The organism is Gottschalkia purinilytica (assembly GCF_001190785.1).
Taxonomy (GTDB): domain Bacteria; phylum Bacillota; class Clostridia; order Tissierellales; family Gottschalkiaceae; genus Gottschalkia_A; species Gottschalkia_A purinilytica.
In genome coordinates this window covers 1-26,886 of the sequence record NZ_LGSS01000009.1, presented here as the reverse complement: position 1 = coordinate 26,886, position 26,886 = coordinate 1, and the positions used below count along the sequence as shown (strand labels likewise).

Genomic DNA, 26,886 nt, shown 5'->3' with positions numbered 1-26,886 from the left:
TTCTTTAAAAACGAGAAGGTGAAACTAATGCTATGCAAGTTGACACCTTCTCGTTTTTTTAGTAAAATTTTCATAATATTTAGATAATATAGTTTGAATCGTTATTCACTATATCTATATTAAGAAGGGGATAGCTATGAATAGAATAGATACGAAGTTTCAATATCTTAAAGAAAAAAATGAAAAAGCACTTATAACTTTTATTACAAGTGGTGACCCAGACTTAGATACTACACTAGATTTAGTATTGGAGATGGAGAAATCAGGAGCAGATATTATAGAGCTAGGAATACCATATTCTGATCCAATAGCAGACGGAAAAACTATACAAGAGTCATCTAAAAGAGCTTTATCAAAAGGAATCAAGATATCTAATATAATGGATACAGTAAAAAAAATAAGAGAGAAATCACAAATACCTCTTGTATATTTAGCTTATTTTAATTCTGTATTTACATATGGAGTTGAGAGATTCTTTAAAGTGTGTAATGAAGTTGGTATAGATGGAGTCATAATACCAGATTTGCCAATAGAAGAAAGGGAAGAGATATTAGAAGAAAGTGAAAAATATAATGTCTATCTAATTTCACTAGTAGCACCAACATCTAAAGAACGTATAAAAGAAATAACTGAAAAGGGAAAAGGATTTGTATACTGTGTATCAGTTAATGGAACTACAGGTACAAGAAGTAGTATAGATACAGACTTAGAGGAATACATAGGCCTAGTTTCGGAACATACAGATACACCAAAAGCACTAGGTTTTGGTATATCAAGTCCAGATATGGCTAAAAAGTATAAAGACTATGCAGATGGAGTTATAGTTGGAAGTGCAATAGTAAAGAAAATTTTAGCAGGAAATAGTAAAGAAGAGATAATGAGAAATGTAGGTAGCTTTGTAAAAGAGCTTAAAGAGTCTATATTAAGTTAAGAGGTTTATAAGATATTTAAGTAAATGAAATGATAGGATTGTGTAAAATGAAGATATTTGCATATAAAGAATATTTGACGAAAATAAAGCTTCAAGGAGAAATCAAATGATTCAAAGATTTAAAGGTATAGACCTTACAATATTAGTTCTATTGAGCATTGGTTTTATTGGATTGTTTTTACCTTGGGCTAATCCTGGTTCGGAATCAAGTTATTACTACGGATATTATTCTACAAGCCTAATAATTTTCTATACTATTCTATTTATTATTTTCTTTACATCAAAATCATTTTACATGTGGAGTAGTCTAATTATAATGATTGGTATTTGCATATTTTCAGTAGTTCAATTTCTTACATGGCATATACTGAATATAACAGGTGAAATAGATATTAATTATAGTATTCAGTCTGTATGTATAGGTTTTTTTATTACACTAGTATCTACTATTATAGTTATTGTAATCTGTATAAAAAAACTTATAAATAATATATAATGATCTAAGATTTAGATAATATAAAAGAGTTTTCAATACATTTTATCGATGTTTTGAAAACTCTTTTTTGTTAAACTTTATTTAAATTATGTAATTTTATATAAAGATATTCTGATGTAGCTTGTAATAATTTAGTTATTAAAAATACGCATAATATTTATCTAAGATATACTTATAGATTTGTTATATTATATAATAAAGAGACTTATAAGATTAATATTTAAGAGAATGGGATATAAATTAAATATTGTTTTTCTAGATATTATAGTAATAACATTGATTTTAAATATATGGAGGATTGCATCAATCATGGATAAAAATATTGACATAATGGACAAGTTAACAAAAGTATGTATATGTACGGGAATATCAAGAGCTACCATAAAAAAAGCTATTAAAAACGGAGCAAAGACTTTACAAGAAGTTCAAAAAGCTACAGGGGCAGGATCAGGATCATGTAAAGGAAATAGATGTACTCATAAGATTGAAGAACTGCTAAAGGAACAATAGGAGGAAGAAATGGGAAAAGAACTGGAAGTAAAAGTACTAAATATTAATAAAAAAGAACTAGAGAAAAAATTAATAGACATAGGAGCTACCCTTATAAAGAAAGAACATCAGATAAATACCATCTTTGATACAAAGGAAGGACTATCTGAAAAATTAGGAAATGGATATTTAAGAATAAGAGAGAGTAAAAATCTATTAAATGATGAAACTGAATATATATTTACATTAAAGAAAAATTTAAATAATAGTGGAATAAGGGAAAATAAAGAAATAGAAACTAAAATTGAAGATAAGAAATCTCTACAAATTATATTAGAAGAGTTAAATTTATATAAAAAGCATGAGGGAAGTAAAGAAAGAATCAGCTATATATATGAAAATATTAGATTTGATATAGATACATGGGATAAAGATACATATCCTTATCCATATTTAGAAATTGAAGTTAGTAAAAAAGAGGATATAGAGAGAGCAATAGATTTATTAGAAATATCAAAAGAAGATGTAACTTCAAAATCTATTAAAGAACTGAGAGAAGATATAGGAATGAAAGAGTATAAGTAACTAATAATACTTTAGGCAATTACATAAGCTTAAAGGACTTTTTATTTTGACTGTTAAATTAAACACCAATAACTGAATCCTTACATATAATGAACATTAAGTATTTATATATAAGGGTGGTATGTTATGGAGAAAAATAAGTTTTTAGAAAACATTCCTAAATTTTTACCTATGGTTATACCTGCTATGTTAATGCTAAAAGATAAAAGTGGAGACAATAGACCTACATTTAATCTACCCAAATTGAATTTATCTTTAGATGAAGATTTCAGTAATAGGGTAGATATGATAAAGGATATAAAACACTATTTTCCTGAAAAAGATCAAAAGATGTTAAGTAAGATACAAGATGTATTTGAAATACTTGATAAGATAAGAAGTATAACAAAAGATGACTATACTACAGAGATAATGGTCAACTCTTCTGAGATGTCGGAATCAGAAAAAAGAGAAATGATAATAAAAGAAGTATCTAGGCACATGGGAAAAGAAAAAAGAAAACTAGTGGAGAATGTATTAGAAACTAAAGACAATATTTTTCAAAGTAAGACTAACTTAGAAAGCTATGGTCAGAGTATAACACAAAATAAACGAAATGGATTAGAATCTATAGTAGGACTTATAAACTGTATAGAACCTATAATGAGAGATGAAGATAAGAAGAAAATAAGAAAAATAGAAAAAATATCTGAAATAATGAATTCATCAGATGAAAAAAATTAAAAATTAGTGTATTATACTTAGTATTAGTATTTAGTTTTCTGTATTTTAATAGTACTTATTCCAAGAAGATCTATCCTATCATGGATAGATTTTCTTTTTGGGAACTTTAATAAAGGGTAAAAATTTAATATAGTTTATGAACTTTGTTAAATTAGATCTTAATAAAAGGGATAAAATTTATTTTATAGAATAACTTAAATTATAGACGAACTTAAGGAGGACAAAAGATGAGAGATATAAGAATTAAAAAATTAGCTAACTTATTAGTAAACTATTCTTTAAATGTTAAAAAGGGTGAACATATAAATCTACAAGGAAATGTAATAACAGAACCTTTATTAAAAGAATTATATAGAGAAGTTATTAAAGTAGGAGCTAATCCAGAGCTTAATGTTAGCTTAGATGGTATAGAGGAAATATTATACAAAGAGGGAAGTGAAGAACAAATTAAATTTCAATCTCCTGTAGCTAAAGCGAAAGTAGAAACTTATGATGCTACTATGTTTTTACTAGGAGAAGCTAATACAAAAGCATTATCAGGAGTGGATCCTAAGAAGATTGCAAGTAGAAGTGTTGCTATGAAAGAAATGATAGATATAAGAAATGAACGTGAAGCTAATGGAGAATTTAGATGGTGCTTAACTCAATTTCCTACTCACTCAGATGCACAAGAAGCCAATATGTCACTAGAGGAATATGAAGATTTTATATATAAAGCTGGACACATAGATAAGGAAGATCCTATATTGGAATGGAAAAAAATATCACAAGAACAACAAAAAGTTGTAGATTATTTAAATACTAAGAAAGAATTACATATTATTTCTAAAGATACAGATTTGAAAATGAGTATAGAAGGAAGAATATGGATTAATTGTGATGGTAAAATTAATTTTCCAGATGGAGAAGTATTTACAGGTCCTGTAGAAGATTCTGTAGAAGGACACATAAGATTTACATTTCCAGGAATATATCAAGGTAAAGAAATAGAAGATATAAAACTCACATTTGAAAAAGGTAAAGTGATTAAGGCAGAAGCTAAAAAAGGAGAAGATCTTCTACATGCTTTACTTGAAACTGATGAGGGAGCTAAGAGATTAGGAGAGATAGCAATAGGGACTAATTATGGTATAGATAAGTTCACAAGAAATATGTTATTTGATGAGAAGATGGGTGGAACTATACATGCAGCTATAGGTATGGCATATCAGGAAACTAATGCTACTAACAAGTCAGTTATTCACTGGGATATGCTATGTGATATGAAAGATGGTGGAAAGATATATGCTGACGGAGAGCTTTTCTACGAAAATGGGAAATTCATATCTGATGTAATTAATAGATAAAATATTATATAAAAGAAAATATATTAGAACTTATTGAATAATTATACTTAATTAATTATAAAAAGGAGGGATATTGTGTTAAATAAAAGCTTAATAGAAGATATTATAAATACAGCCTTATCTACAGGTGGAGATTTTGCAGAGATTTTTGTGGAAGATAGATACAATACTTCTTTATTATTAATAGGTGGAAAAATCGAAAATGCAATGACAGGTAGAGACTATGGAGTTGGAATAAGAATATTTAAAGGATTTAATAGTATTTATGTTTATACTAATAATTCAAATAGAGATAACCTTCTAAAAATAGCTAAAGAAGGTGCTATGGCAATAAAGGGTAATAAAAAAGATTTAGTATTGGATTTTACTGACTATAGAGTTAGTAATAATCACTTGATAAAAATTATGCCTAGTACAGTAGACAAATCCAGAAAAGTTGATCTAATGAAAAAAGCTTATCATGCAGCTAAAAACTATGATGATATTATTTCACAAGTAACAGTATCATATGGGGACTATGAGCAAAATGTACTTATAGCAAATTCAGAAGGACTATATGTTGAGGATAAGAGAGTTAGAACAAGAGCAGGAATATCTTCGGTTGCCTCTAAAGATGGGGAAATGCAAACAGGATTTTTTGGGCCAGGAGCCCATATGGGATTTGAATTTTATGATATTATTGATATAGAAAAATATGCAAGGGAATCATCAAGAATAGCTAAAACAATGGTATATGCAGAACAATGTCCAAGTGGCAAAATCCCTGTAATAATAGATAATGGATTTGGTGGAGTTATATTTCATGAGGCATGTGGCCATGGACTAGAAGCTTCATCTGTGGCTAAGGGACTTTCAGTGTTTTCAGGTAAAATAGGAGAAAAGGTAGCATCTGATTTAGTTACAGCTATTGATGACGGAACAATACCAAACGCATGGGGTTCACAAAATATTGATGATGAAGGAACAAAAACAAGAAAAAATGTTCTTATAGAAAATGGAATTCTCAAAGGATATATGGTTGATAAGTTAAATGGAATGAAAATGAATGCTGAACCTACAGGATCGTCAAGAAGACAATCATACAAATTTGCTCCAACTTCAAGAATGACTAATACTTATATAGCAAATGGAAAATCAACAAAAGAGGAGATAATATCAAATACTGAGTATGGACTATATGCAAAATATATGGGTGGAGGTTCAGTAAATACAACTACTGGTGATTTCAACTTTGCTGTTATGGAAGGATATATAGTTAGAAATGGTAAAATAGAAAAGCCAGTTAGAGGTGCGACACTTATAGGAAATGGATTAGACGTTTTAAAGAAGATAGATATGGTTGGAAATAATGTAGATCATGGTCAAGGTATGTGTGGAGCATCCAGTGGATCAATCCCTACCAATGTAGGTCAACCTATTATAAGAGTTGAATCTATGACTGTTGGTGGTAGAAAGGGGGATGAATAATGGAAAAGAAAAAGTTAGCTGAAATTCTCTTTGAGAAAGGAAAAAGGCTGGGCTTTGAAGATATGGAAGTTTTCATTAAAAGTACAACTAACTTCGATTTAAAGATATTTAAAAAAGAAATAGATAAATATAGTATTTCTAACCAGGAAGGTCTTTCTTTTAGAGGGATTTATAATGGAAAAATGGGATATTCATATACTGAAAAAGTAGATGAAACATCTATAGATATCTTAGTAGAAGAAGCTATTAATAATGCTAAAGTAATAGACAGTGATGATGAAGAAATTATATATGAAGGATCAGAAGAGTATAAAGAAGTTTGTACCTATAATAAGGATCTGGAGAATATATCTAAAGAAGAGAAAATACAGTTTGCTCTAAAACTAGAAGAAGAAGCATTAAATTTAGATGATAGAGTGGAAACAGTTAATCACTGTAGCTTTGGAGAAACTTCAGAGTATAGTTTAATAATGAATACTAAAGGATTAGAACTAGAAAATAAATCTAATATGGCACTAGCATATGTTTCTGTAAAGGTTAAAGACGGAGATGATATAAAAACAGCAGGAAAACATATAATATCTAATGATTTTAGTAAATTTGATGCTAAAAAGTTAGCAAAAGAAGCTGTAAATGAAGCGATCTCTCTATTAAGTGCTGAATCTATAAAATCAGGAGAATATCAAACAATACTTAGGAATGATGTATCGGCTAGTATTCTTGAAGCTTTTACCTCTATTTTTTCTGCTGAATCAGTACAAAAAGGATTATCATTGTTGAAAGATAAACTAAATGAAAAAGTATCAAGTAGTTTAATAACTATAATAGATGATCCATTTATGGAAGAAGGTATATCTTCAACAGGATTTGATGGAGAAGGAGTGGCTACAAAATATAAGAAATTAATAGATAAGGGTGTCTTAAAAACATTTCTACATAGCTTGAAAACTGCTAAGAAAGATGGAGTAGAGTCTACAGGAAATGGATTTAAAGGATATAAATCATCTGTGGTTATTTCTCCTACAAATATGTATATAGAAAAAGGTAAATCTAGTTTTGAAGATATGTTAAAAGGAGTAAAAGAAGGAATACTTATAATAGATGTTCAAGGATTACACTCAGGTCTGAATACTGTATCAGGAGATTTTTCACTTTCTGCACAGGGTTATCTTATAGAGAATGGAGAGATAACGAGACCAATCAACCAGATTACTATAGCAGGTAACTATTTTGAAGTTCTTAACGATGTCGATGAAGTTTCAAATGATTTAGACTTTATACTTCCAAGTGGAGGTTATATAGGATCGCCTTCTTTAAAAATTAAGAGATTGTCGGTAGCAGGAAAGTAAAAATTAAATATAATTTAAAATCAATTATACAACATAAAATTAATACTACTAAATTCACTATTAAACGATGCCATTATAACTATATATTTATTTTGGTGTCGTTTTTTGTTGTAATATAAACTTAATATGAAAAGAGAAATATAATGCTTATATATTACTACATAAAGTAAAAATAAATATAAAAACAGTCGATAATATTATAGATCAAACTAAAAAAATAAAATTAATAAAGGAGAATCTATATGAGTACTGTTAACAAAATATTAAGAGTATTAATTTATGACAGAGAAGAAAGAGATATGCGAAAAGAATCAATATTAAACAAAGCATATAGAAAGGCCTTCGACTTGCTTTTTAACTTATTATTTATAAGTTATCTGTATAGAATCAATTTTCTACATAAATCACCATATGAAATTATGGACTTGGCAATAGTATTATGTTTTATATCAATTTACCTATGTTTTTCTGTTACTAGAAAAGCTGAGCAACATTTAACAGATATATATATTGATAAATTAATATTAGTAGCACCTACTATTATTTTAATAGACTTTATTAAACATAAATTAAATAATGGAATTATAAGTTCTATTTATATATTCTTAATAGCAATTTTTGCAATATATATGGTTAAAAATATTTCAAAGAATATTGAATAGAGAAATTATGTAAAAGGAAGAGTAATAAAGAAATATGAAGAAAATAACTATGTAGTGTAAGGAGAAGAGGAATTCTAAAAACTAAAAATAATATTTTTGTTATATAATAGATATTAGAGTGAATGAGTATTAAGATTATTAACAATTAGGAAAACGTTACTAGAACGTAATTAAATTTAAGTTAATAATTATAATCTTAATACTTTTAATGAACGATATAGGGGCTGATACAAGTGCAACTAAGAAAAAAGATGTTTATAACTACTTTATCTCTAATAACTATAATGTTATTAACAGTAATTAGCTATGCAGTATCTCCTTTGCAACAAGCTAAGACAGTTGTAAAAGAATCATTTCCAGAAATATTAAGTTCTTTAGAAAGCAATTATAAAAAATATGAATATCAAACAAAAGATCAAGTTAAAAAATCTTACTTAGGTGAGCCATTCCAACACTTTATTATTCAGGATATAGACGAAAATAAATCATTATATGATCAAATAGAAGAAACATCATTTTATGTGTTCCCTGTAATGTATAATGGAAAAATTATGACAGATATAACTGTTTCATTAGAAAATAACAAATGGAAAGTTATAGATATAGGTGGATCTTTAAATAAAACAATATATGAGGTATCTAATAAGTATGGACTTTCAGATAGTAAGGTTTTAAGAAATAATAAAAGTATATATGTAGTAGCTAAGAAAGAAGATAAAGAAGTAGCGTACTTACCTTTTATAGCTGACTTAGAACATGGGTTTAAAGAAAAAGAAATAGTTGATGAAAATAAGTTTAAAAAGCATTTAGTAGAAAAGGTAAAAGAATATGTTGATATGGAAAAAAATAATAGATATGAAAATTTAATAGATATTCCGGTAGGAAGAAATTAAATAAAAAAGGATATGTAAACACATATCCTTTTTTATTTTTTAACCAATTAGTAAATATATTATTCGACTCTTTCTCTATCTCTAAATAGTAAAGTTATACAGTATAGTCCTGCTAAACCTACTAGACCATAAACTATTCTACTTAAAATAGCATCTTGACCTCCGAATATAGCAGCAACTAAGTCAAATCTAAATAATGAAATTAATCCCCAGTTTATTGCTCCTATAATAACCAGGACTAAAGATAATCTATCCATATTCATAATCACTCCTTAAAATAAAATCCTGTATATAACCGTATTATTTCTTTAAAGTTATTTTTATATACATTTTAAAAAAAATATTTCAAAATTGTGTAACACTTTTTTAAAACTAGAATAGTATGTATTAAAAGTAAATAAAGTAATACATATACTTTTTGCTGTGATAATTTCCTAAAAAAAATTGGAAGGAGAGATATTATGGCATTAGAGACTAATGCTCCAGTAGAAGTTGAGAGTACTTGCTGTGAAAGCGAAGATCAAAGTCTATTATTCTTCTTTTTGCTATTAGTAGTTTTATTCAGCAACTGTGGATTTGTGTGGGAAGGTAATGAAAGTTTATTATTTTTCTTCTTACTACTGGTAGTTATATTTAACAAATGTTCCTGGTAATTACTTATTAAATCAAAAATAAAATACTTATCTTTAAAGATAAGTATTTTATTTTTGATTTTTATTTTAAATTTGTAACTTAAAATTGAGATAATTTAATAATATGTTTAACTTATAGAAAAACTAATAAAAATAAATTGTTTTTAATTATTTGTCCATCTAATGATGTTAGTTAATAAACAAATTATTACAGAAAATTTCTTAAAATAATTTGTTTCATAAAGGAGAAGATCAAATGATATATATACCAAAGAGAGTATTATTTGAAGAAAAATCTTTAGACTATGAACTTGGTGATAAATTATACATGACTTTTAAGCAAAAAGGAGTACCTATAACGATTTTAAAGGCCAATAGAGTAACCGGAATACCAGGAGATACACCTTCAAAGTTATACGTAGAAGGGAAAAATACATTAGTAGTTAGAGTAAGAAAAAAAGGAGAATTTCAAACCTGTAAACCATCTGCACATTATCAATTACCGTTATTATCTGGATGTACCGGTAAGTGTGAATATTGTTATTTAAATACTAGATTTGGAAACAAGCCTTACATAACAGTTTATGCGAATGTAGATCAAATACTTGATCAGGCTAGAGAGTATATAAGAGAAAGGGAACCAGAAGTAACAGTATTTGAAGGTGCAGCAACTTCAGATCCAATACCATTAGAAGAATATACAGGAAGCTTGGCAAAAACTATAGAATTTATAGGAAAAGAAAAGAAATCTAGATTTAGATTTGTTACTAAATTTCACTATGTAGATGATTTATTAAAATTGAAACATAATGGTAAAACAACCATAAGATTTAGTATAAATTCAAATAAAGTCATAAAGAATTATGAACATGGAACATCATCACTGGGGGAAAGAATAGAAGCAGCAAAAAAAGTTATAAGTGCAGGATATGATCTGGGATTTATTATCGGACCAATATTTATATATGATGAATGGAAAGAAGATTACTTAAATATGTTAAGAGTTTTGAAAGACACTCTAGGAGAAGAAAATAATCTTATAAAGTTTGAAGTAATATCACATAGATATACTATAGCTGCTAAGAATAAGATTCTAGAGGTATTTCCTAAAACTAGTCTACCTATGGTAGAAGAAAACAGAACTTTTAAATATGGACAGTTTGGATACGGAAAGTATATATATAATAAAGATTTACTAAAAGAAATTGAAAATTTCTTTAGAGGGAATATTAAAGAATTATTTAAAAATAGTAGAATTGATTATATAATATAGCATTACTAATTTTAATATGATAATGTTTCAAGATACATATTTAATAATAAATTTAATATTTAATTTCTATAGTTATAAACAAACACCGTAAATATCAATATATTGATATTTACGGTGTTTGTTTTGTTTAATGTAAACTATTATCCTAATAAAGTTAAGGTTATCTTAAGTTTAGCTTTAGATTATATAAAGATTTATAGTGTATTATTAGAAATATAACTGATCCAATAATAAGATTTCATATAGAAGAAAATATGATAGTTTCCCTAATGATTTATAATTAATTCCTTTTGGGTAATGAGAAAAATATATAGAATATTTGAAGGTTTTCAATAATAAGAAATAGAAACTCTATGAAATTAACACATTATAAATACTTTGATGAAGGAATTTATGAAATAAAGTATTAGGGGGATGAAAATGTCATATAAAATCTTAATAGCTGATGATGAAGAAGAAATACTAGAAATACTTGAATTATATCTAGAAAAGGATGGATTTGAAGTAATTAAAGCAGTAGACGGAAAAAAGGCTTGGGATATTATAAATGAAATAAATATAGATATGGCAATTATAGACATAATGATGCCTTCAATAAATGGTTTTAAATTAATTAAGAAAATCAGAGAAAACTATAATATTCCTGTTATTTTTCTTTCAGCTAAAACTCAAGATGAAGATAAAATTTTAGGATTAGGATTGGGCGCAGATGACTATGTAACAAAGCCATTTAATCCATTAGAAGTTGTAGCAAGAGTAGATGCACAGTTAAGAAGATACTATAATCTAAATTATCATAATAAAAATGTAGAGCAGATAATAAAAATCGGAGAGATAGAACTTGACATATTCAGTAATATAGTTAAAAAAAATAATAAAGAAATAGTTTTAACATCAGTTGAATATAAAATATTAAAACTTCTAATGGAGAATTCAGGAAGGGTACTTACGAAGAAGGAAATATTTGAAATTGTATGGGAGGATAATTTTATAGGAGATAACAACATTATAATGGTTCATATAAGTAACTTGCGAGAAAAAATTGAGAAGAATTCAAGGAAACCAATATACTTAAAAACCATAAGGGGTCTTGGCTACAAATTTGAGAAGAAGGTAACAAGTAATGAAGAATGAAAATAAAAAAATATTTACTTCTCTAGTTATAAACTATATTATATTTGCTCTTATATTAATAACTTTATTTGTATTAATAGTAGGGGCTGCCTCATGGTATTTAGATAAGATGGGGATACTTGGGAGCAATGATTTAAATGAACCTTCACATGAAGAAATTAAGATATTTTATAGAGTTTTTATAAAATCAGGAATACTTTTATTGTTACTATTTGTGACGAGTATTATACTTTTTAGCTTATGGACATCAAAAAAAATAAGCAAACCTTTAGGAAAAATAACTAAGGGAATGAGTAGTATGATTGAAGGAAACTATGATACAAAACTTGAATTTGAGGCAGAAAAAGAATTTGCAGTAATAAGAGATACTTTTAATTTTATGACAGAAAAATTGAGAACTGTAGAAGAAGAAAAAAAGGAGCTTGAAGAAAAAAAGACTAGAATGATTGTAGACTTATCACATGATATCAAGACACCAATAACTACTATTCAAGGATACTGTAAGGCTTTAAGTGAAGGTCTGGTTGAGGATGAAGATAAAAAACAGAGATATTATAAAACTATATTTAATAAGGCGGGAAAAGTAAGCGAATTAGCAGATGATTTATTTGAATTTGTTAAGTTAGAGAGCATAGACTATCATATATCTACAACAAATAACGATTATGTAGAATTCGTACGTAAGATTATAGCCGATCATTATGAAGAGATTGAAGAAAAAGGATTTGAACTAGAGTTAACACTTCCTGAAAAAGAAATTATATTTGACTTTGATAACAAACTTATGACAAGAGCAATATCAAATATAATTAATAATGCATTAAAATACAATCCAAAAGGAACTAAGTTATGGATAGAGATTATTAACGAAATTGATAAAGTTATTCTTAAAATAGGAGATAATGGGATAGGAATACCTGAACATATTAAAAATAGAGTTTTTGATGCTTTTGTCAGGGGAGAAGAATCAAGAAAAAGTGATGGGGGAACAGGTCTTGGACTTGCAATAGCAAAGAAAATAGTTGAGCGTCACAAAGGAGAACTAGTATTAGAAAATGGAGTTTATGAAAAAAAGAGTGTTTTTTCAATAGTTTTAAATAAAAAAACTACTAATGATTAGAGAGAAGTTTATGAAAAAGAAAAAGGATTTATCTTAAAATACAAAATATTAAGGGGGTACTCAATATGTTTGAATTTCCTAAAAATCTATATACCGATGTGAGAATTGAACATATACATGAAACTTCAATAAATTTTACTAATAATGTTTTAGAAAATAATAAAGTAAGAGCGTATTCAGGGGCTATTATAAGAGTGTTTGATGGACAAAGATGGTACTATAAATCTATTAGTAATTTATCTAATATCCAAAAAGAAATAGAAGATCTTTCAAAAATGGCAAAAGAGAATGAAAAAATTTATGAACATGAAGTTATAAAGAAACTTCAAGTTAATAAAGGGGAATACCTTTCATATAAAGGATTAGAACTAGATAAAATACCTAGAGAAGATAAATTTACTTTAGCTAAGGAGGCCCTAGAGCTTACAAGAGATAAGAAAGAAGGAAAAAACTTTAAAGTTAATTATGATGATTCAAGAGTTGTTAAAGAATTTTACTCTAGCAAAGGTAGTAACTTAAAGTTTGATTATCAACTTTGTGGAATAAAAATTAGTTATTCTTTTAACGTTAATGGAAAAAGTTTTGAAGATAACTCTAGGATTGCAACGTATGATTTTAATAAACTTAAGGATATAAAAAATAAATTTCAAGACGACTATAATGAATCATTAAATTATGCGAAAAATTCAAAACCAATTACACCGGGAAAATATACCGTTGTTATGTCTCCTTTAATAGTTGGAGTATTTGCTCATGAAAGCTTTGGACATAAGAGTGAAGCGGATTTTATGATAGGAGATGAAAATATGATGAAGGAATGGAAGATAGGTACTAAAGTTGGTGCTGATATATTATCTATAGTAGATTATGGTGGATATTTAGGATCAGGCTATGTACCTTTTGACGATGAAGGCACAAAAGCGGAAAAGACTTATTTGATAAAAGACGGCATATTAACTGGAAGACTTCATTCGGCAAGAAGTGCTGCTATAATTGGAGAAGAGCTAACAGGAAATGCTAGAGCAGTAAGTTTTGAGTTTGAACCTATAGTCAGAATGACTAGTACCTATATTGCTCCAGGAGATAAAACAAAAGAAGAACTTATTCAAGAAGTTGAGGAAGGAATATATATTTGTGATTGTAAATATGGAACGGGTATGAGCACATTCACTATAGCACCTAGTAGAGCATATATGATTAGAAATGGAAAATTGGCTGAACCTGTTAATGTAGCAGTTATGACAGGAAATGTTATGGAAACCTTATACAACATAGATGGAGTTTCAAAAGAATTAGAACTTGAAGATAATATATGGGGAGGATGTGGAAAAATGGAGCAAGCACCACTAGCAGTTTCTTTTGGTGGCCCATATGTTAGAGTTAAGAATATACAGATACAATAAGGAGGTGTAAGTTGATGATAAAAGAAAAATTTGTGATAAATAGAAAAGAAACTTCAATTGGAATTATGCAATCTAAAATAGAAGATATTAGGATAAAAGATATAACAAGAACTGGATTGAGGATATATGAAAATGGATTCATAGGAGTAGCTGGAGCGATTGGAGAATATGATGAGAAAAAACTTGAAGATGAAGCAAAAAAGGCTTTAGAGCTGAAAATTCCTTATGAACCTAGTCCATATGAAAATAATAAACATTCTATAGTTAATGAATGTAATATAGAAAATAGTGACGATTTTATAAGAGAAATTGAAGAAGTTATTTCAATAATTGGTAATAAACATAAAAAATTTATATTTTCAGATAAAGTAAAGCTAATTGAAATAGAGGCTTCTTTAACAAATGATAGAGGATTGGATTTATATCAAAAAGATAAAAGGATAGAGTTTACTCTTATAGTAAAAGATAAGGGTTCAAAAAATATTATTGATACATTCATACCTTATTCTACTAGAAATTATAATAGAGAAAACTTTATGTCTTTTTTAGATAGTATACTTTTGCCTTATCATAATTTAGTAGAATTACCTAAAAAAGAGATGCTACCAGTGATTATGTATAATCCAGACTTTTACGGAATGACATATATGAAATTTATTAATGACTTAAATGGATTATCAGTAGCAAATGAAGTATCTATTTTTTCTGGAAAACTAGGAGAAAAATTATTTAGTGAAGATTTAACATTGTGGCTTACATCACGCTCTGAGGATAATTATGAATTATTCTTTGATGCAGAAGGTAGTTTTAAGGAAGATTATAGATATGCTTTAATTGAAAATGGAGTTATAAAAGCTCCTTATACAGATAAGAGGACTTCGTTGAAGTATAATTTCCCGCTAACAGCTAGTTCCACTGGTGAATATGATGAAGTTCCATCACTGGAGATAAGTGAAACTATATTTAATAAACTGAAATTAAAACAAGGTGAAAAAACATTGAAAGAACTACTTAATGGGGAAATGGGAGTATTCATATTTTCAGCATCAGGTGGAGATTTTACACCTGATGGAGTATTTGCAACACCAGTTCAGCAAGCTTATCTATTTGATGGTGAGAAGTTTATTGGGAGATTACCAGAGATTCAAATATCTTCTGACTTATATAGTATGTTTGGAAAAGACTTTAGGGGAGTTTCAAAAGATACTTTAAATGAAGATGTAAATTTAAGCTATACAGTAATAGATATGAAGGTAGAAAAACTTTAAGTTTATTTTAAAGAGGATATATAAAAAGATGTATTTAATATTCTATTTTTAGAATTAGAAATAAACACTATTAATATTAATGAAATCAAATAATATTAATAGTGTTTATTATATTTTATATAAGTTATATTAGTATTTTTCTATTTCTTATGAGATTAATAATACCTATACTTAAAGAACTAGTATAGGTATTATTAATTTGCCTAATTAAAATATGGAATATATAATATGATATGGAAAAATTGTAACTATATTGATAAGGTCAATAAATAGGAGATGATGACTTGTACAGTATTGAAGCAAAAAATATTAGTTTTGGATATGACAAAGAAATGATTTTATCAAATATTAGTTTTAAGATTAATTTAGGAGATTTCGTCTGTTTATTAGGACCTTCTGGTTGTGGGAAAAGTACTTTACTAAGATTGATATCAGGTCTTGAAAAGCCAAATAATGGTGAAATATTAATCAACGGAGATATAGTAAAAGAACCAGGACTTGATAGAGGGATAGTTTTTCAAGACTATAGTTTATTTCCTTGGCTGAGTACAGGAAAGAATATTGCCCTAGCAATATCTCAGGCTTTTCCTCATAAAAGTAATAATGAGGTAAAAAAAGAAGCAAAGAAATTTTTAGATATGGTAGGACTTACAGATGTTTATGATAAACTTCCAGGACATTTATCGGGAGGTATGATGCAAAGAGCAGCAATAGCAAGAGCTTTTGGGATAAATCCTCCAATACTTCTTATGGATGAACCTTTTGGAGCATTAGATGCTGTAACTAGAGCTAAGTTACAGGATTTAACGATTAAGCTTTGGGATGTAGATGGGGAAAACAAAAAAACTGTAGTTTTTGTAACTCATGATGTAGATGAGGCCTTGCTTTTATCTAATAAAATAGTGGTATTAGGATCAAAACCTGCTGTTATTAGAGATATATTTACGGTAGATTTTAAAAGACCTCGTTTAAGAGAGTACTTATATAATGACAGTGACTTTATAGCCTTAAGAAATAAATTTATAAATTTACTTAATGAAGATATGTTAAGTAAATTATAACTATGACTTTAAAGGAGGAGGAAGAATGACAAAAAGACAAAAAATTATAGGAATAGTTATGATTTTTATTCTACTGATATCATTGTTAGCTGGCTGTAACAATAAAGCTAAAAATACAACTGCTGATGAAGTAGAAAAAAGACAGGACAAAATTTCAAATTTAAAGGTTGGATTTAATCCTGCTACAGGTAATTTATTATGTTTTATAGCAGAGGATAAAGGATTTTTTAAAGAAGAGGGATTAAAAGTTGAATTAGTTTCTTTTACTAGTACAACTGATGGTTTAAATGCCCTTAATGCAGGTAAAATAGATATGGGTATTACTTTTGGTACAGCAGCACCTTTAACATTTATGGCAAAAGGACCAGACTTAACTTTCTTTGGGGGATATCTTTCTGGAGGACATCCTATATATGCAAAACCAGAAATAGCAAAAACATTTAAAGGAATTGAAAGCTATAAAAATAAAAAAGTTGCAACAGCTAGATTATATACTCCTGATATAGTTTGGAGAACAGCTATGAATAAAGCTGGTATAGATATAAATAAGGATTTAGAAGTAATAGAAATGAAAAAGCCTACAGATGTTTTAGAAGCAGTTAAGGCAGGAAAGGCAGATGTTGGAATAGGGACAGGCTCTACATATGCAAAAGCTAAACAATCAGGTTTGGACATAGTAAGTTGGAGTAATGATTTGTGGGATAATCATGTTTGTTGTCGTCCAGTTGCAAAAACAGAATTTATAAATAATAATAGTGATACTATAGTAGCTTTTTTAAGAGCTTTAATAAAAGCGGAAAAGGTTTTCAATGAAGATAAAGAATTTGCTGTTTCAGTAAATCAAAAATATTTAAAATTAGATGAGAATATGGCTAGAGAATTTACTTTAGATACCAATCAAATAATAGAATCAGACCCAAGAAAAAATGGAATAATTGAAATGTGGGAAACTATGAAAAATCTTAATTTCATTGAATCAGATATGGATGTTAACAAGCATATAAATATAGATCTTTATAAAAAGGCTTTAGACCAATTAAAGTTAGAAAATCCGAATGAACCTTTTTATGAGAAGTTAGAAAAAAGATTTGATGAATATAATTTTTAATTTCTAGATATAGCTTTATTAAGGGGGAAGAAATATTGTTTAAATGGATCAAAAATTATTGGGGAACTATTATAATTTTATTAACTATAATAGTTGTGTATGAATTGATTACAGATATAGGACAAGTATTAGAGCCTGTACTGTTTCCGGGACTTAGTAAAATAATACCTGCCTTAATAAAATCGTTGCCTGAGCTTAGAAATGGTCTTATTAGCTCCTTAGGCTTATTAATTCCTAGTTATGCATTAGCTTTGATTTTAGGAATATCTCTAGGGGTAACGATAGGTTGGTATGAACCTCTGAGAAAAAACTTTTCACCTATATTTCATGGTTTGAGTCCTATACCTCCAACACTTTATATACCATATGCTATAACAATACTTCCTACTTTTTGGCTTTCTTCAGCTTTTATAATATTCATCGGAAGCTTTTGGCCTATATTAAATGGTACAATTCATGGAGTTAGACTGATAGAAGATAAGTACTTAGATAATGCCAGAGCTTTAGGATTAAAAGGTATAAAACTGTTAAGAAAAATAGTACTTCCTGCAGCTCTCCCTATGATTTTTAGTGGGGCAGGGACTGCATTAGTATTTTCTTTTGTATTGCTTACAGTAGCAGAGATGTTTGGGGCTAAATCTGGATTGGGACATTTCATTCAATATTATGCGGATTTTTCTGAATATGATAAAGTTCTAGCAGGATTGATTGCTATGTCATTTGTAATTATTTTAATAATGAGTTGCTATGAGTTATTAAAAAAGAAAATGTTGTATTGGACTTCCAAAAGATAGGAGTTATTAATTATGGAAAAACTAACTATAAGAATAAAAGAGTATGCTTTGAATCAAGGCGCAGATTTATTTGGAGTTGCTTTAGCTAGTGACTTGCAAATAGATATTCCAACACCTCATAGGCCCTGTGACTTGATGCCTAGTGTAAAAACAGTTGTAGTTTTAGGCTTTCATATACCTGATGCAGCTATTGATGCTATGATTGATGGGACTACAAACTATTCTTACCAAATGTTTGGATATACTTTTTTAAATAGAGAGATGGATTCTGTTGCATATAGACTTTCAAAATACATAGAAAAGGAAGGATATCTTGCATTACCTATACCAGGAAGAGGATGTCAATATTGGGACAAAAAATTTCATGGGCCTATATCCTTTAGACATGCTGCTGTGGCAGCAGGTTTAGGCCAATTTGGATGGAGTGGGAATGTTTTAACTCATGAATATGGACCACGTCAAAGATTTATAGCTATCCTAACTGATGCACCTTTAATTCATAATAAGCCTTTAGAAGAGAATCCATGTAAAAAGTGTTTTGAATGTGTAAAGAATTGTCCAATAGGAGCTATCAAAACTAAAGAGCATACTGTAAAATTAGGAAATAAAGAATACACCTATGGAGTATTAGATGCAGAAAGTTGTTGGTGGGTAGGGAAAGGATTAACTACAAAAGCTTGGCCTAATGCAAATTTTAATCCTAGAGTAGATGTAGAAAGACCTAAAGAAATGACTCCGTTGGAAAAGTTAGATATCGTATGGAAAAAAAGAGATTCTAGAATTGTAACTAATGAAAGAGACGAGGCTAGTTACGGGGCAACATTTTGTAGTAGATGCATGGCTCTTTGTAAAGCAGGAAAAAGAAATATCAGAGAAAAAAATAATAACAAAAAAGAAATCTCATCGTAATTATTTAAATAATTACGATGAGATTTTTAGTTTAATATAAATTAAATATAATTAAAGAAGTATTCTATATGATCTATTCCCACTTTCCACCTTCAACTATTACATCAGTAGGATTTTTTACATTATCACCAAAAGATTCTTTAAGATATTCATCATATAGTTTATGAAGATATTTTTCTTCTCCTAATTTAGATAATTCTTGATTAACCCATTCTTTTAATTCTTTATTACCTTTTTTAACAGCAGGAGCAATAGGAGAAGGCTCTTCAAGTCTTATATCTAAAACTTTAAATCCTTTATTATCTTTTACAAAATCAAATAATAGTAGATTATCATTAACATAAACATCACCACGATCATCTTTTAATGCTTGGAATGATTCTGTAACTTTAGTGAATTTAATTAACTCAATATCAGGATGATTTTTTGTGAAATATATGTCTGCTGTTGTTCCTTTTGTTACGATTACTTTTTTACCTTTTAAATCATCAACAGAAGTTATCTTAGAGTTATCTTTTGCTAGAATTTGTATAGCAACTTTAAGATGAGGATTTGTAAAGTCAACAACTTGTTTTCTTTCGTCTGTTACAGTCATATTTGCCATTATTAAATCTACTTTGTCAGATTGTAAAAAAGGAATTCTATTTTCAGGTTCTAATGGAACAAACTCTAACTTACTTTCATCGCCTAAAAGATCTTTAGCAAAACGCTTAGAAAGAGCTACTTCAAACCCATCATTTTTACCATTTTCATCTACATATCCAAATGGTGGCTTATCAGTGAATATACCTATAAGTATTTTACCTCTGTCTTTTATTTTTTGTATTTCATTAGACTTTTCTTTAGAGCTATCTTTAGATACTTCTTGCGATTGTTGTTTTTCATTAGATGATGACTTTGATTGACCACATCCAGCTAAAACTCCAGCTATTAAACTTAATACTACTAATAATACAGCAAATTTTTTCATTAAATATCCCTTCCTTTCATAGTTTCAATATAGAAAAACTGATCTAGAAAATGACTAGCTCTTTCAGTTTTTGGAGACGTAAAAAATTCGTCAGGTTCACTTATTTCACAAACTTCCCCTTTATCTAAGAATACAATTTTGTCAGCTACTGCTTTTGCAAAACCCATTTCATGAGTTACTATAATCATTGTCATACCTTGTTTAGACAGATCAATCATAACCTCTAAAACTTCTTTTACCATTTCAGGATCAAGTGCCGCTGTAACTTCATCAAATAAAATTACTTCTGGATTCATACAAAGAGCTCTAACTATTGCAATTCTCTGTTTTTGTCCTCCTGATAATTGTCTTGGATAATAATCTTTTTTGTCTAAAAGACCTACTTTTTCTAATAGTTTCTCAGCTTGTTTAGTAGCTTCTTCTTTACTTCTTTTTTGTGCCCTTATAGGACCTAAAAGAATATTTTCTAACACTGTCATATGAGGAAATAGGTCATAGCTTTGAAAAACCATACCTATACGTTGCCTTATTATTTTCCAGTCAATATTTTTATCTGTTAATTCTAGATTATCAAATTTTATACTTCCACTTTGAATAGTTTCCAAACCATTTAAACATCTTAATAAAGTACTTTTACCACATCCACTTGGACCTAAAATAACTAAAACATCTCCCTTATGGACTTTCAAATTAATATTTTTTAAAACGGGTTTATCGTTATATGATTTACTTAAATTTTGTATTTCTAGTAATGTCTCTTTCATATAACCTCTCCTTTTAGCGTATATATAATAATTGCTAGTTAGTTACTCCACTTTTCCTCCAATTTTTTTGACCATATTGAAAGGGGATAACATAATAAGAAATAAATAACAAATAAGGTACTATAGATTATTAATGCTTCTCCTGTTCTTTCTATAATCTGTTGGCCTACTTTAATCACCTCTGTTACCCCTATAAGAACTGTAAGAGAAGTGGTTTTAATTATCCTTGTATATATATTAATTGTTGGTGGAATCATCCTTCTTATAGTTTGAGGTATTATAACAAAAACATATAGGTTTACTTGGTTTAATCCTATAGATTTACCAGCTTCAACTTGCTCCTTAGGGACTGATTCAATAGAACCTCTAACTACTTCACCTATTTCTGTGATACCCCAAAGAGATAAAACTATTATAGATGTAACTGAACCTGAGATATCTAATCCAAAAGCTACAGGTAATCCAAAGAAAAATACGAATAACCATACAAGTAAAGGAACAGCTCTAAATAGCTCGATATAGATTCTTGTTATACATCTTATTAACTTGTTTTTAGAAACCCTCACTATTCCAAATAATATACCACCTAATGTTCCTATAATAACAGATAATCCAGCAATTAACACTGTATCAATTAGACCTTCAAATAACAGTGGTAAAGATTTTAAAATTAAATTAAGCCCCGTACTGCCCATATTTCATCCTCCTTTCTATGAATGATAGGAAGAATGATACTGGTAAGAATAAAATCAAGTAAAATACAGTTAATGTAACTAGCATTTCATAAGTCTTATAGTATAAAGAGATAAGACTTGTAGTTGTGTGTAGTAACTCTGGAACAGCTATGGCAGATACTACAGATGTTTCCTTAAGTAAAAATATAAAGTTATTAATTAATGATGGAATACAAATATTTATAGCTTGAGGCAATATTATGAATCTTAAAATTTGCCATTTACTCAAACCTACAGATAAAGCTGATTCAATTTGACTTTTAGGTACAGCTTCTATACCAGATCTAAATGTCTCTGTCATGTAACTTCCACCAAGAAAAGATAACCCCAATATAGCTGTTACAAAACTACTTAACTTTATTCCAATGGAAGGAAGTGCAAAGTATAAAAAGAATAACTGTATAAGAAACGGAGTATTACGAGAAACTTCCACATATCCATGTATTAACTTAGATAGAGGCCTTATATTTAATAAATATATAGCGTTATTTATAATACCTATAATAATAGATAAAATTATACCTATAGATGCTATTTCTATTGTTAAAATGGCAGCATCTTTAAATAGTGGAAGTTGGGATTTTATAAATTCAATATCTAAACTCATTTCATCCCTCCTTACGTAGGAAAATTATTTTTAATTATTATAAAATAGATTTTAAAAACTAAAAAAGTTATTTAAAGGGTATTTCTTTTACTTTTGATAATAAACATAAATTACAATTACAATACAAACTTGCTAATTGGTAGTATAACAACTATTTATATGCAAGTCAATGAATTTGGTGAAAAAAATACAAGGTAATCATATCAAAATAGTTGGTTTTTATAAATATATAAATTAAATATATAAAATAATAGGAATAAAAAGCAAAAAAAGTATTGACAATGTTCTTACAATAATTTATACTCATACATAAGAATTTATAAATATTAAAATTAAATCTAATGATTAGGAGAGTAAATATAGAAAGTGTTCAAGCGAACTAGAAAGTGGTGAGAGTCTAGTACATAACTATATTGAAGAGAGCCTATAAAGAGACTTTCTGAAAATGATAACTTTATCAATTAGTAGGAAAGTTCGGTCGCAACCGTTAAAAGCTTAGAGTGAAAATGAATATTTATGCATAAGGTGCATATGTATTTCATTTTAAATAGAGTGGTAACGCGGATTATAATTCGTCTCTTAAATTTTAAGAGACGAATTTTTTATTTTTATAAAAGATATTATTAGGTAATCAAAGTTATAAACTATAAGATCAGTATGTGTTAGAAATAGATTAAGGAGGTAGAGTATGAAAAAAAATATAATTTGCATAATTGGATTGTGCCTTGTTTTAATCCTTGGTGCTTGTGGAAAAGTAGCTAAAACAAATGGTGAAAGTAAAAATCAATTAAATAAAATAAAAGAGAAAGGGAAGCTAGTTATAGGTACCAGTGCAGCATATCCCCCTTATGAGTTTCATAAAGAGATAAACGGAAAAGATTCTATTGTGGGCTTTGATATAGAAATAGCTAAGGAAATAGCAAAAGATTTAAATGTAGATTTAGAAATAAAAGATATGCAATTTGATTCCCTTCTGACAGCACTTACAGCAGGGAAAATAGATATGGTAGCTTCTTTTGTAACACCTACGCCAGAACGAGAAAAGAATGTTGACTTTTCAAAGATATATTATGTAGCTAATCAGTCAGTAGTAGTAAGAAAAAATGAACTTAACTCATATAAGAAAACAAATGATTTAAATAAAAAAATTGTAGGAGTACAAAAAGGGACTACACAAGAAAAAATTGCTAAAGAGATACTTAAAAGCAAGCAGTTAAAAGGACTAGGAAAGCTATCGGATGTAATGCTACAGTTAAAGCAAAATAAAGTAGATGCAGTTATTGCAGAAGAGCCTGTAGCAGAAGCTTATGTTAGAAAAAATGATGATTTAGTAATTTCAGATATAAAACTAGACACAGGAAATAGTGGTGGAGCTATAGCTGTACGAAAAGGTAGTAAAGAATTTGTTGATACTATTAATAAAACATTAGATAGATTAATTGAAAAAGGATTGTTAGACGAATATATGAACAAATCAATAGACATGATTAATAAATAAAAAATGAAAATTGAAAGGGGATAGAAAAATGAAAGAAAAAGTTGTATTAGCATATTCAGGAGGATTAGATACTTCAATTATAATTCCGTGGTTAAAAGAAAATTATGATTTAGATATTATAGCTGCTTGTATTAATGTTGGTCAAGATGATGATATGGACGAAGTAAGAGAAAAAGCTATAAAGTCAGGTGCTTCTAAAATATATATAGAAGATGTTAAAGAGGAATTTGTAAAAGATTATGTTTTTAAAGCTATAAAGGCAAATGCAGTTTATGAAGATAAATATTTAATGGGAACATCAATAGCTAGACCACTTATAGGTAAAAAATTAGTTGAAATAGCTCATAAAGAAGGAGCAAAATATATCTGTCACGGATGTACAGGTAAAGGAAATGATCAAGTTAGATTTGAAGCTGCTATTGCAGCAATAGATCCTACTATACAAGTTATAGCTCCTTGGAGAATATGGGATATAAATTCAAGAGAAGATGCTATAGACTATGCAAATCAAAAAGGAATTGAAGTTCCTGTGACTAAAGAAAAAATTTACTCAAGAGATAAAAACTTAATGCATATAAGTCATGAGGGGGGACACTTAGAAGACCCTAAGAATGAACATAGAGCAGAAGAACTATATCTTATGACTAAGACTTTAGAAGAAGCTAAAGATGAACCAACTTATATAGAGATATACTTTGAAAAAGGAATTCCTACTAAACTGAATGGAAAAGAACTTAAACCAGTTGAATTATTAGAAGAACTTAATAAAATCGGTGGAGAAAATGGGATAGGAATAGCCGATATATTAGAAAATAGATTGGTAGGAATGAAATCAAGAGGAGTATATGAAACTCCTGGTGGAACTATTTTAATGGAAGCGCATAAAGACTTAGAACATTTAACTTTAGATAGAATGACTTATCAATATAAGCAAATGATTTCTTTAAAATATGGAGAACTTGTTTATGACGGATTATGGGATACGCAATTAAAAGAAGCATTAGATGCTTTCGTAGAATCTACACAACAAAGTGTTAATGGATGGGTAAAATTAAAACTATATAAAGGAAATATTGTAGTAGCAGGTATGGACTCTCCAAATGCATTATATGATGAAGGTATATCATCATTTGGAGCTAGTGACCTTTATGATCATAAAGATGCTGAAGGATTTATAAACTTATTTACTTTACCATTAAAAATAAGAGCTATGGCTAAAAACAACAAATAATAAAGGCGGTGCTTATATGAAGCTCTGGGGAGGAAGATTCCAAAAAGAAGAAAATAAACTAATGGAAGATTTCAATAGTTCATTACCTTTCGATAAAAGATTGTATAAGCAAGATATAACAGGAAGTATAACTCATGTTACAATGCTTGCTAAGTCACAGATACTAACGCATGAAGAAAGAGATAAAATCATAGAAGGTCTAGAGTCTATACTTAAAGATATAGAAGAAGGAAATTTAAAAATAGAAGGAAACTATGAAGATATACATTCATTTGTAGAATCAAACCTTATACAAAGAATAGGTGAATTGGGTAAGAAGCTTCATACTTCTAGAAGTAGAAATGATCAAGTGGCTGTAGATATGAAATTATTTGCTAAAGAAAATGGCAATATTATAGTAAGTATGCTAAAAGAACTTAATCAAACTATAAGTACAATAGCTGATGAAAATAAGGCTATAATGCCAGGATATACACACTTACAAAGAGCACAAGTTGTTACATTTAAACAACATATGATGGCTTACTGCAGTATGTTTGAAAGGGATAAAAAGAGACTTTTAAACTGTTTAGATATATTAGATGAATCTCCACTTGGTTGTTGTGCATTGGCAGGAACGACTTATGATATAGATAGGGCTTTTACAGCAGAGAAACTTGGGTTTAAAAAGCCAGTGGATAACTTCATGGATGGAGTTAGTGATAGAGACTATCTTATAGAAATGCTTTCTGCTTTTTCAATTATTATGATGCATTTAAGTAGATTAAGTGAAGAGCTTATAATTTGGAGTACACAAGAATTTAGATTTGTTCAAATAGATGATGCTTATGCTACAGGAAGTAGTATAATGCCACAGAAAAAAAATCCAGATGCTGCTGAGCTTATAAGAGGTAAAACTGGAAGAGTGTACGGTGCTCTTATGGGTATGTTAACTACTATGAAGGGAATCCCTCTTGCTTATAATAAAGATATGCAAGAAGATAAACAACAATATTTTGATGCACTCGATACTGTTACAGCTTGTTTAGCTATTATGAATGAAATGTTAAAAACTATAAAAGTAAATAAAGAAGTTATGAAAGAAGCAGTAAAAGCAGGATTTTTAAATGCAACAGAAGTTGCAGACTACTTGGTAAATAAAGGAGTAGCTTTTAGAGATGCTCATAAGATAGTTGGAGAAATAGTATTATTATGTGAGTCGAAGAAACTAGCAATAGAGGATTTAACACTTTCTGATTTAAAAACAGTAGATGATAGATTTGAAAATGATATATATGACTTTATAGATTATGAAAATGTACTAAACAAGGGAATAAAGAAAGAATTATTATAAAGAGTATGGATATGCCAAATTAATTAGTTTAATAGCGGCATATCCATATTATTGTATGTAGAAAACCACCTGCTATGCAGGTGGTTCCAAAAAGCTTGTAGCTATG

28 protein-coding genes and 1 other annotated feature are annotated in these 26,886 nt (G+C 28.4%); of the genes, 23 read left to right on the top strand and 5 right to left on the bottom strand.

The window, feature by feature from the left end; all coding sequences use genetic code 11:
• Positions 1–136 precede the first annotated feature (136 nt).
• The 10 genes from trpA (at position 137) to CLPU_RS09855 (ending at position 8,941) form a co-directional block, all read left to right on the top strand.
• On the top strand, positions 137–931 hold the full coding sequence (gene trpA, locus CLPU_RS09900; protein WP_050355501.1) for a tryptophan synthase subunit alpha: 795 nt from the start codon (positions 137–139) through the stop codon (positions 929–931).
• Between the two features lie 106 nt (positions 932–1,037).
• Positions 1,038–1,427, top strand: a complete 390-nt coding sequence (locus CLPU_RS09895; protein ID WP_050355500.1) for a hypothetical protein — start codon at positions 1,038–1,040, stop codon at positions 1,425–1,427.
• A gap of 309 nt (positions 1,428–1,736) precedes the next feature.
• Complete coding sequence (locus CLPU_RS09890; protein ID WP_050355499.1) at positions 1,737–1,937, top strand: (2Fe-2S)-binding protein; 201 nt, start codon at positions 1,737–1,739, stop codon at positions 1,935–1,937.
• A gap of 9 nt (positions 1,938–1,946) precedes the next feature.
• Positions 1,947–2,501, top strand: a complete 555-nt coding sequence (locus CLPU_RS09885) for a class IV adenylate cyclase (RefSeq protein ID WP_050355498.1) — start codon at positions 1,947–1,949, stop codon at positions 2,499–2,501.
• A 126-nt stretch (positions 2,502–2,627) separates the two neighbouring features.
• The gene (locus tag CLPU_RS09880) at positions 2,628–3,224 is read left to right on the top strand and encodes a hypothetical protein (protein ID WP_050355497.1); all 597 of its coding nucleotides are present in this window, start codon (positions 2,628–2,630) and stop codon (positions 3,222–3,224) included.
• A 227-nt stretch (positions 3,225–3,451) separates the two neighbouring features.
• On the top strand, positions 3,452–4,570 hold the full coding sequence (locus CLPU_RS09875) for an aminopeptidase (RefSeq protein WP_050355496.1): 1,119 nt from the start codon (positions 3,452–3,454) through the stop codon (positions 4,568–4,570).
• Between the two features lie 75 nt (positions 4,571–4,645).
• Positions 4,646–6,037: a TldD/PmbA family protein gene (locus CLPU_RS09870; protein WP_050355495.1), complete on the top strand. Its 1,392-nt coding sequence runs from the start codon at positions 4,646–4,648 to the stop codon at positions 6,035–6,037.
• Positions 6,037–7,386, top strand: coding sequence for a TldD/PmbA family protein (locus tag CLPU_RS09865; RefSeq protein ID WP_050355494.1), 1,350 nt, complete (start codon positions 6,037–6,039; stop codon positions 7,384–7,386). The genes CLPU_RS09870 and CLPU_RS09865 overlap by 1 nt, the downstream gene beginning before the upstream one ends.
• A gap of 242 nt (positions 7,387–7,628) precedes the next feature.
• Positions 7,629–8,048, top strand: a complete 420-nt coding sequence (locus tag CLPU_RS09860; protein ID WP_050355493.1) for a hypothetical protein — start codon at positions 7,629–7,631, stop codon at positions 8,046–8,048.
• A gap of 233 nt (positions 8,049–8,281) precedes the next feature.
• A complete protein-coding gene (locus tag CLPU_RS09855) occupies positions 8,282–8,941 on the top strand; it encodes a hypothetical protein (protein ID WP_050355492.1) in 660 nt (219 codons plus the stop codon).
• Positions 8,942–9,000: 59 nt separating this feature from the next.
• Here the strand turns inward: CLPU_RS09855 and CLPU_RS09850 are convergent, their stop codons facing one another.
• A complete protein-coding gene (locus CLPU_RS09850) occupies positions 9,001–9,198 on the bottom strand; it encodes a DUF378 domain-containing protein (RefSeq protein WP_050355594.1) in 198 nt (65 codons plus the stop codon).
• A 204-nt stretch (positions 9,199–9,402) separates the two neighbouring features.
• Here CLPU_RS09850 and CLPU_RS09845 point away from each other — a divergent pair, with 204 nt between their 5' ends.
• The 10 genes from CLPU_RS09845 to CLPU_RS09800 all read left to right on the top strand — a co-directional run bounded on the left by CLPU_RS09845 (position 9,403) and on the right by CLPU_RS09800 (position 19,643).
• Positions 9,403–9,594: a hypothetical protein gene (locus CLPU_RS09845; protein ID WP_050355491.1), complete on the top strand. Its 192-nt coding sequence runs from the start codon at positions 9,403–9,405 to the stop codon at positions 9,592–9,594.
• A gap of 235 nt (positions 9,595–9,829) precedes the next feature.
• On the top strand, positions 9,830–10,846 hold the full coding sequence (gene splB / locus CLPU_RS09840) for a spore photoproduct lyase (RefSeq protein ID WP_235436153.1): 1,017 nt from the start codon (positions 9,830–9,832) through the stop codon (positions 10,844–10,846).
• Between the two features lie 420 nt (positions 10,847–11,266).
• A complete protein-coding gene (locus CLPU_RS09835) occupies positions 11,267–11,980 on the top strand; it encodes a response regulator transcription factor (protein ID WP_050355490.1) in 714 nt (237 codons plus the stop codon).
• Entirely contained in the window at positions 11,970–13,100 is a 1,131-nt protein-coding gene (locus CLPU_RS09830) for a HAMP domain-containing sensor histidine kinase (protein ID WP_050355489.1), read from the top strand. Before CLPU_RS09835 ends, CLPU_RS09830 begins: the two co-directional genes overlap by 11 nt.
• 65 nt (positions 13,101–13,165) lie before the next feature.
• Positions 13,166–14,503: a TldD/PmbA family protein gene (locus tag CLPU_RS09825; protein WP_050355488.1), complete on the top strand. Its 1,338-nt coding sequence runs from the start codon at positions 13,166–13,168 to the stop codon at positions 14,501–14,503.
• Between the two features lie 14 nt (positions 14,504–14,517).
• Complete coding sequence (locus CLPU_RS09820; protein ID WP_050355487.1) at positions 14,518–15,771, top strand: metallopeptidase TldD-related protein; 1,254 nt, start codon at positions 14,518–14,520, stop codon at positions 15,769–15,771.
• 284 nt (positions 15,772–16,055) lie between these two features.
• Positions 16,056–16,832 (top strand): ABC transporter ATP-binding protein, encoded by a 777-nt coding sequence (locus CLPU_RS09815; protein ID WP_050355486.1) that lies wholly within the window; start codon positions 16,056–16,058, stop codon positions 16,830–16,832.
• Between the two features lie 25 nt (positions 16,833–16,857).
• Positions 16,858–17,940, top strand: a complete 1,083-nt coding sequence (locus CLPU_RS09810; RefSeq protein ID WP_050355485.1) for an ABC transporter substrate-binding protein — start codon at positions 16,858–16,860, stop codon at positions 17,938–17,940.
• Between the two features lie 35 nt (positions 17,941–17,975).
• On the top strand, positions 17,976–18,734 hold the full coding sequence (locus CLPU_RS09805) for an ABC transporter permease (protein ID WP_050355484.1): 759 nt from the start codon (positions 17,976–17,978) through the stop codon (positions 18,732–18,734).
• A gap of 12 nt (positions 18,735–18,746) precedes the next feature.
• Entirely contained in the window at positions 18,747–19,643 is an 897-nt protein-coding gene (locus CLPU_RS09800) for a hypothetical protein (protein ID WP_050355483.1), read from the top strand.
• A 73-nt stretch (positions 19,644–19,716) separates the two neighbouring features.
• On the opposite strand, the gene CLPU_RS09795 is transcribed toward CLPU_RS09800, so the two are convergent.
• The 4 genes from CLPU_RS09795 to CLPU_RS09780 are packed head-to-tail and all read right to left on the bottom strand — an operon-like array spanning position 19,717 to position 22,718.
• Complete coding sequence (locus CLPU_RS09795; protein WP_050355482.1) at positions 19,717–20,613, bottom strand: transporter substrate-binding domain-containing protein; 897 nt, start codon at positions 20,611–20,613, stop codon at positions 19,717–19,719.
• Entirely contained in the window at positions 20,613–21,377 is a 765-nt protein-coding gene (locus CLPU_RS09790) for an amino acid ABC transporter ATP-binding protein (protein WP_050355481.1), read from the bottom strand. Before CLPU_RS09790 ends, CLPU_RS09795 begins: the two co-directional genes overlap by 1 nt.
• Positions 21,378–21,415: 38 nt before the next feature.
• Positions 21,416–22,072 carry an amino acid ABC transporter permease gene (locus CLPU_RS09785; RefSeq protein ID WP_050355480.1) on the bottom strand — a complete coding sequence of 219 codons (657 nt, stop codon included), beginning with the start codon at positions 22,070–22,072 and terminating at the stop codon, positions 21,416–21,418.
• On the bottom strand, positions 22,053–22,718 hold the full coding sequence (locus tag CLPU_RS09780; RefSeq protein WP_050355479.1) for an amino acid ABC transporter permease: 666 nt from the start codon (positions 22,716–22,718) through the stop codon (positions 22,053–22,055). The genes CLPU_RS09785 and CLPU_RS09780 overlap by 20 nt, the downstream gene beginning before the upstream one ends.
• A gap of 332 nt (positions 22,719–23,050) precedes the next feature.
• Positions 23,051–23,301: a binding site (T-box leader), on the top strand.
• Between the two features lie 105 nt (positions 23,302–23,406).
• On the opposite strand from CLPU_RS09780, the gene CLPU_RS09775 reads away from it, so the two are divergent.
• The 3 genes from CLPU_RS09775 to argH are packed head-to-tail and all read left to right on the top strand — an operon-like array spanning position 23,407 to position 26,780.
• Positions 23,407–24,216, top strand: a complete 810-nt coding sequence (locus CLPU_RS09775) for a transporter substrate-binding domain-containing protein (protein ID WP_050355478.1) — start codon at positions 23,407–23,409, stop codon at positions 24,214–24,216.
• Positions 24,217–24,244: 28 nt separating this feature from the next.
• The gene (locus CLPU_RS09770) at positions 24,245–25,447 is read left to right on the top strand and encodes an argininosuccinate synthase (RefSeq protein ID WP_050355477.1); all 1,203 of its coding nucleotides are present in this window, start codon (positions 24,245–24,247) and stop codon (positions 25,445–25,447) included.
• Between the two features lie 16 nt (positions 25,448–25,463).
• Positions 25,464–26,780 carry an argininosuccinate lyase gene (argH, locus tag CLPU_RS09765; RefSeq protein WP_050355476.1) on the top strand — a complete coding sequence of 439 codons (1,317 nt, stop codon included), beginning with the start codon at positions 25,464–25,466 and terminating at the stop codon, positions 26,778–26,780.
• Positions 26,781–26,886: the final 106 nt, after the last annotated feature.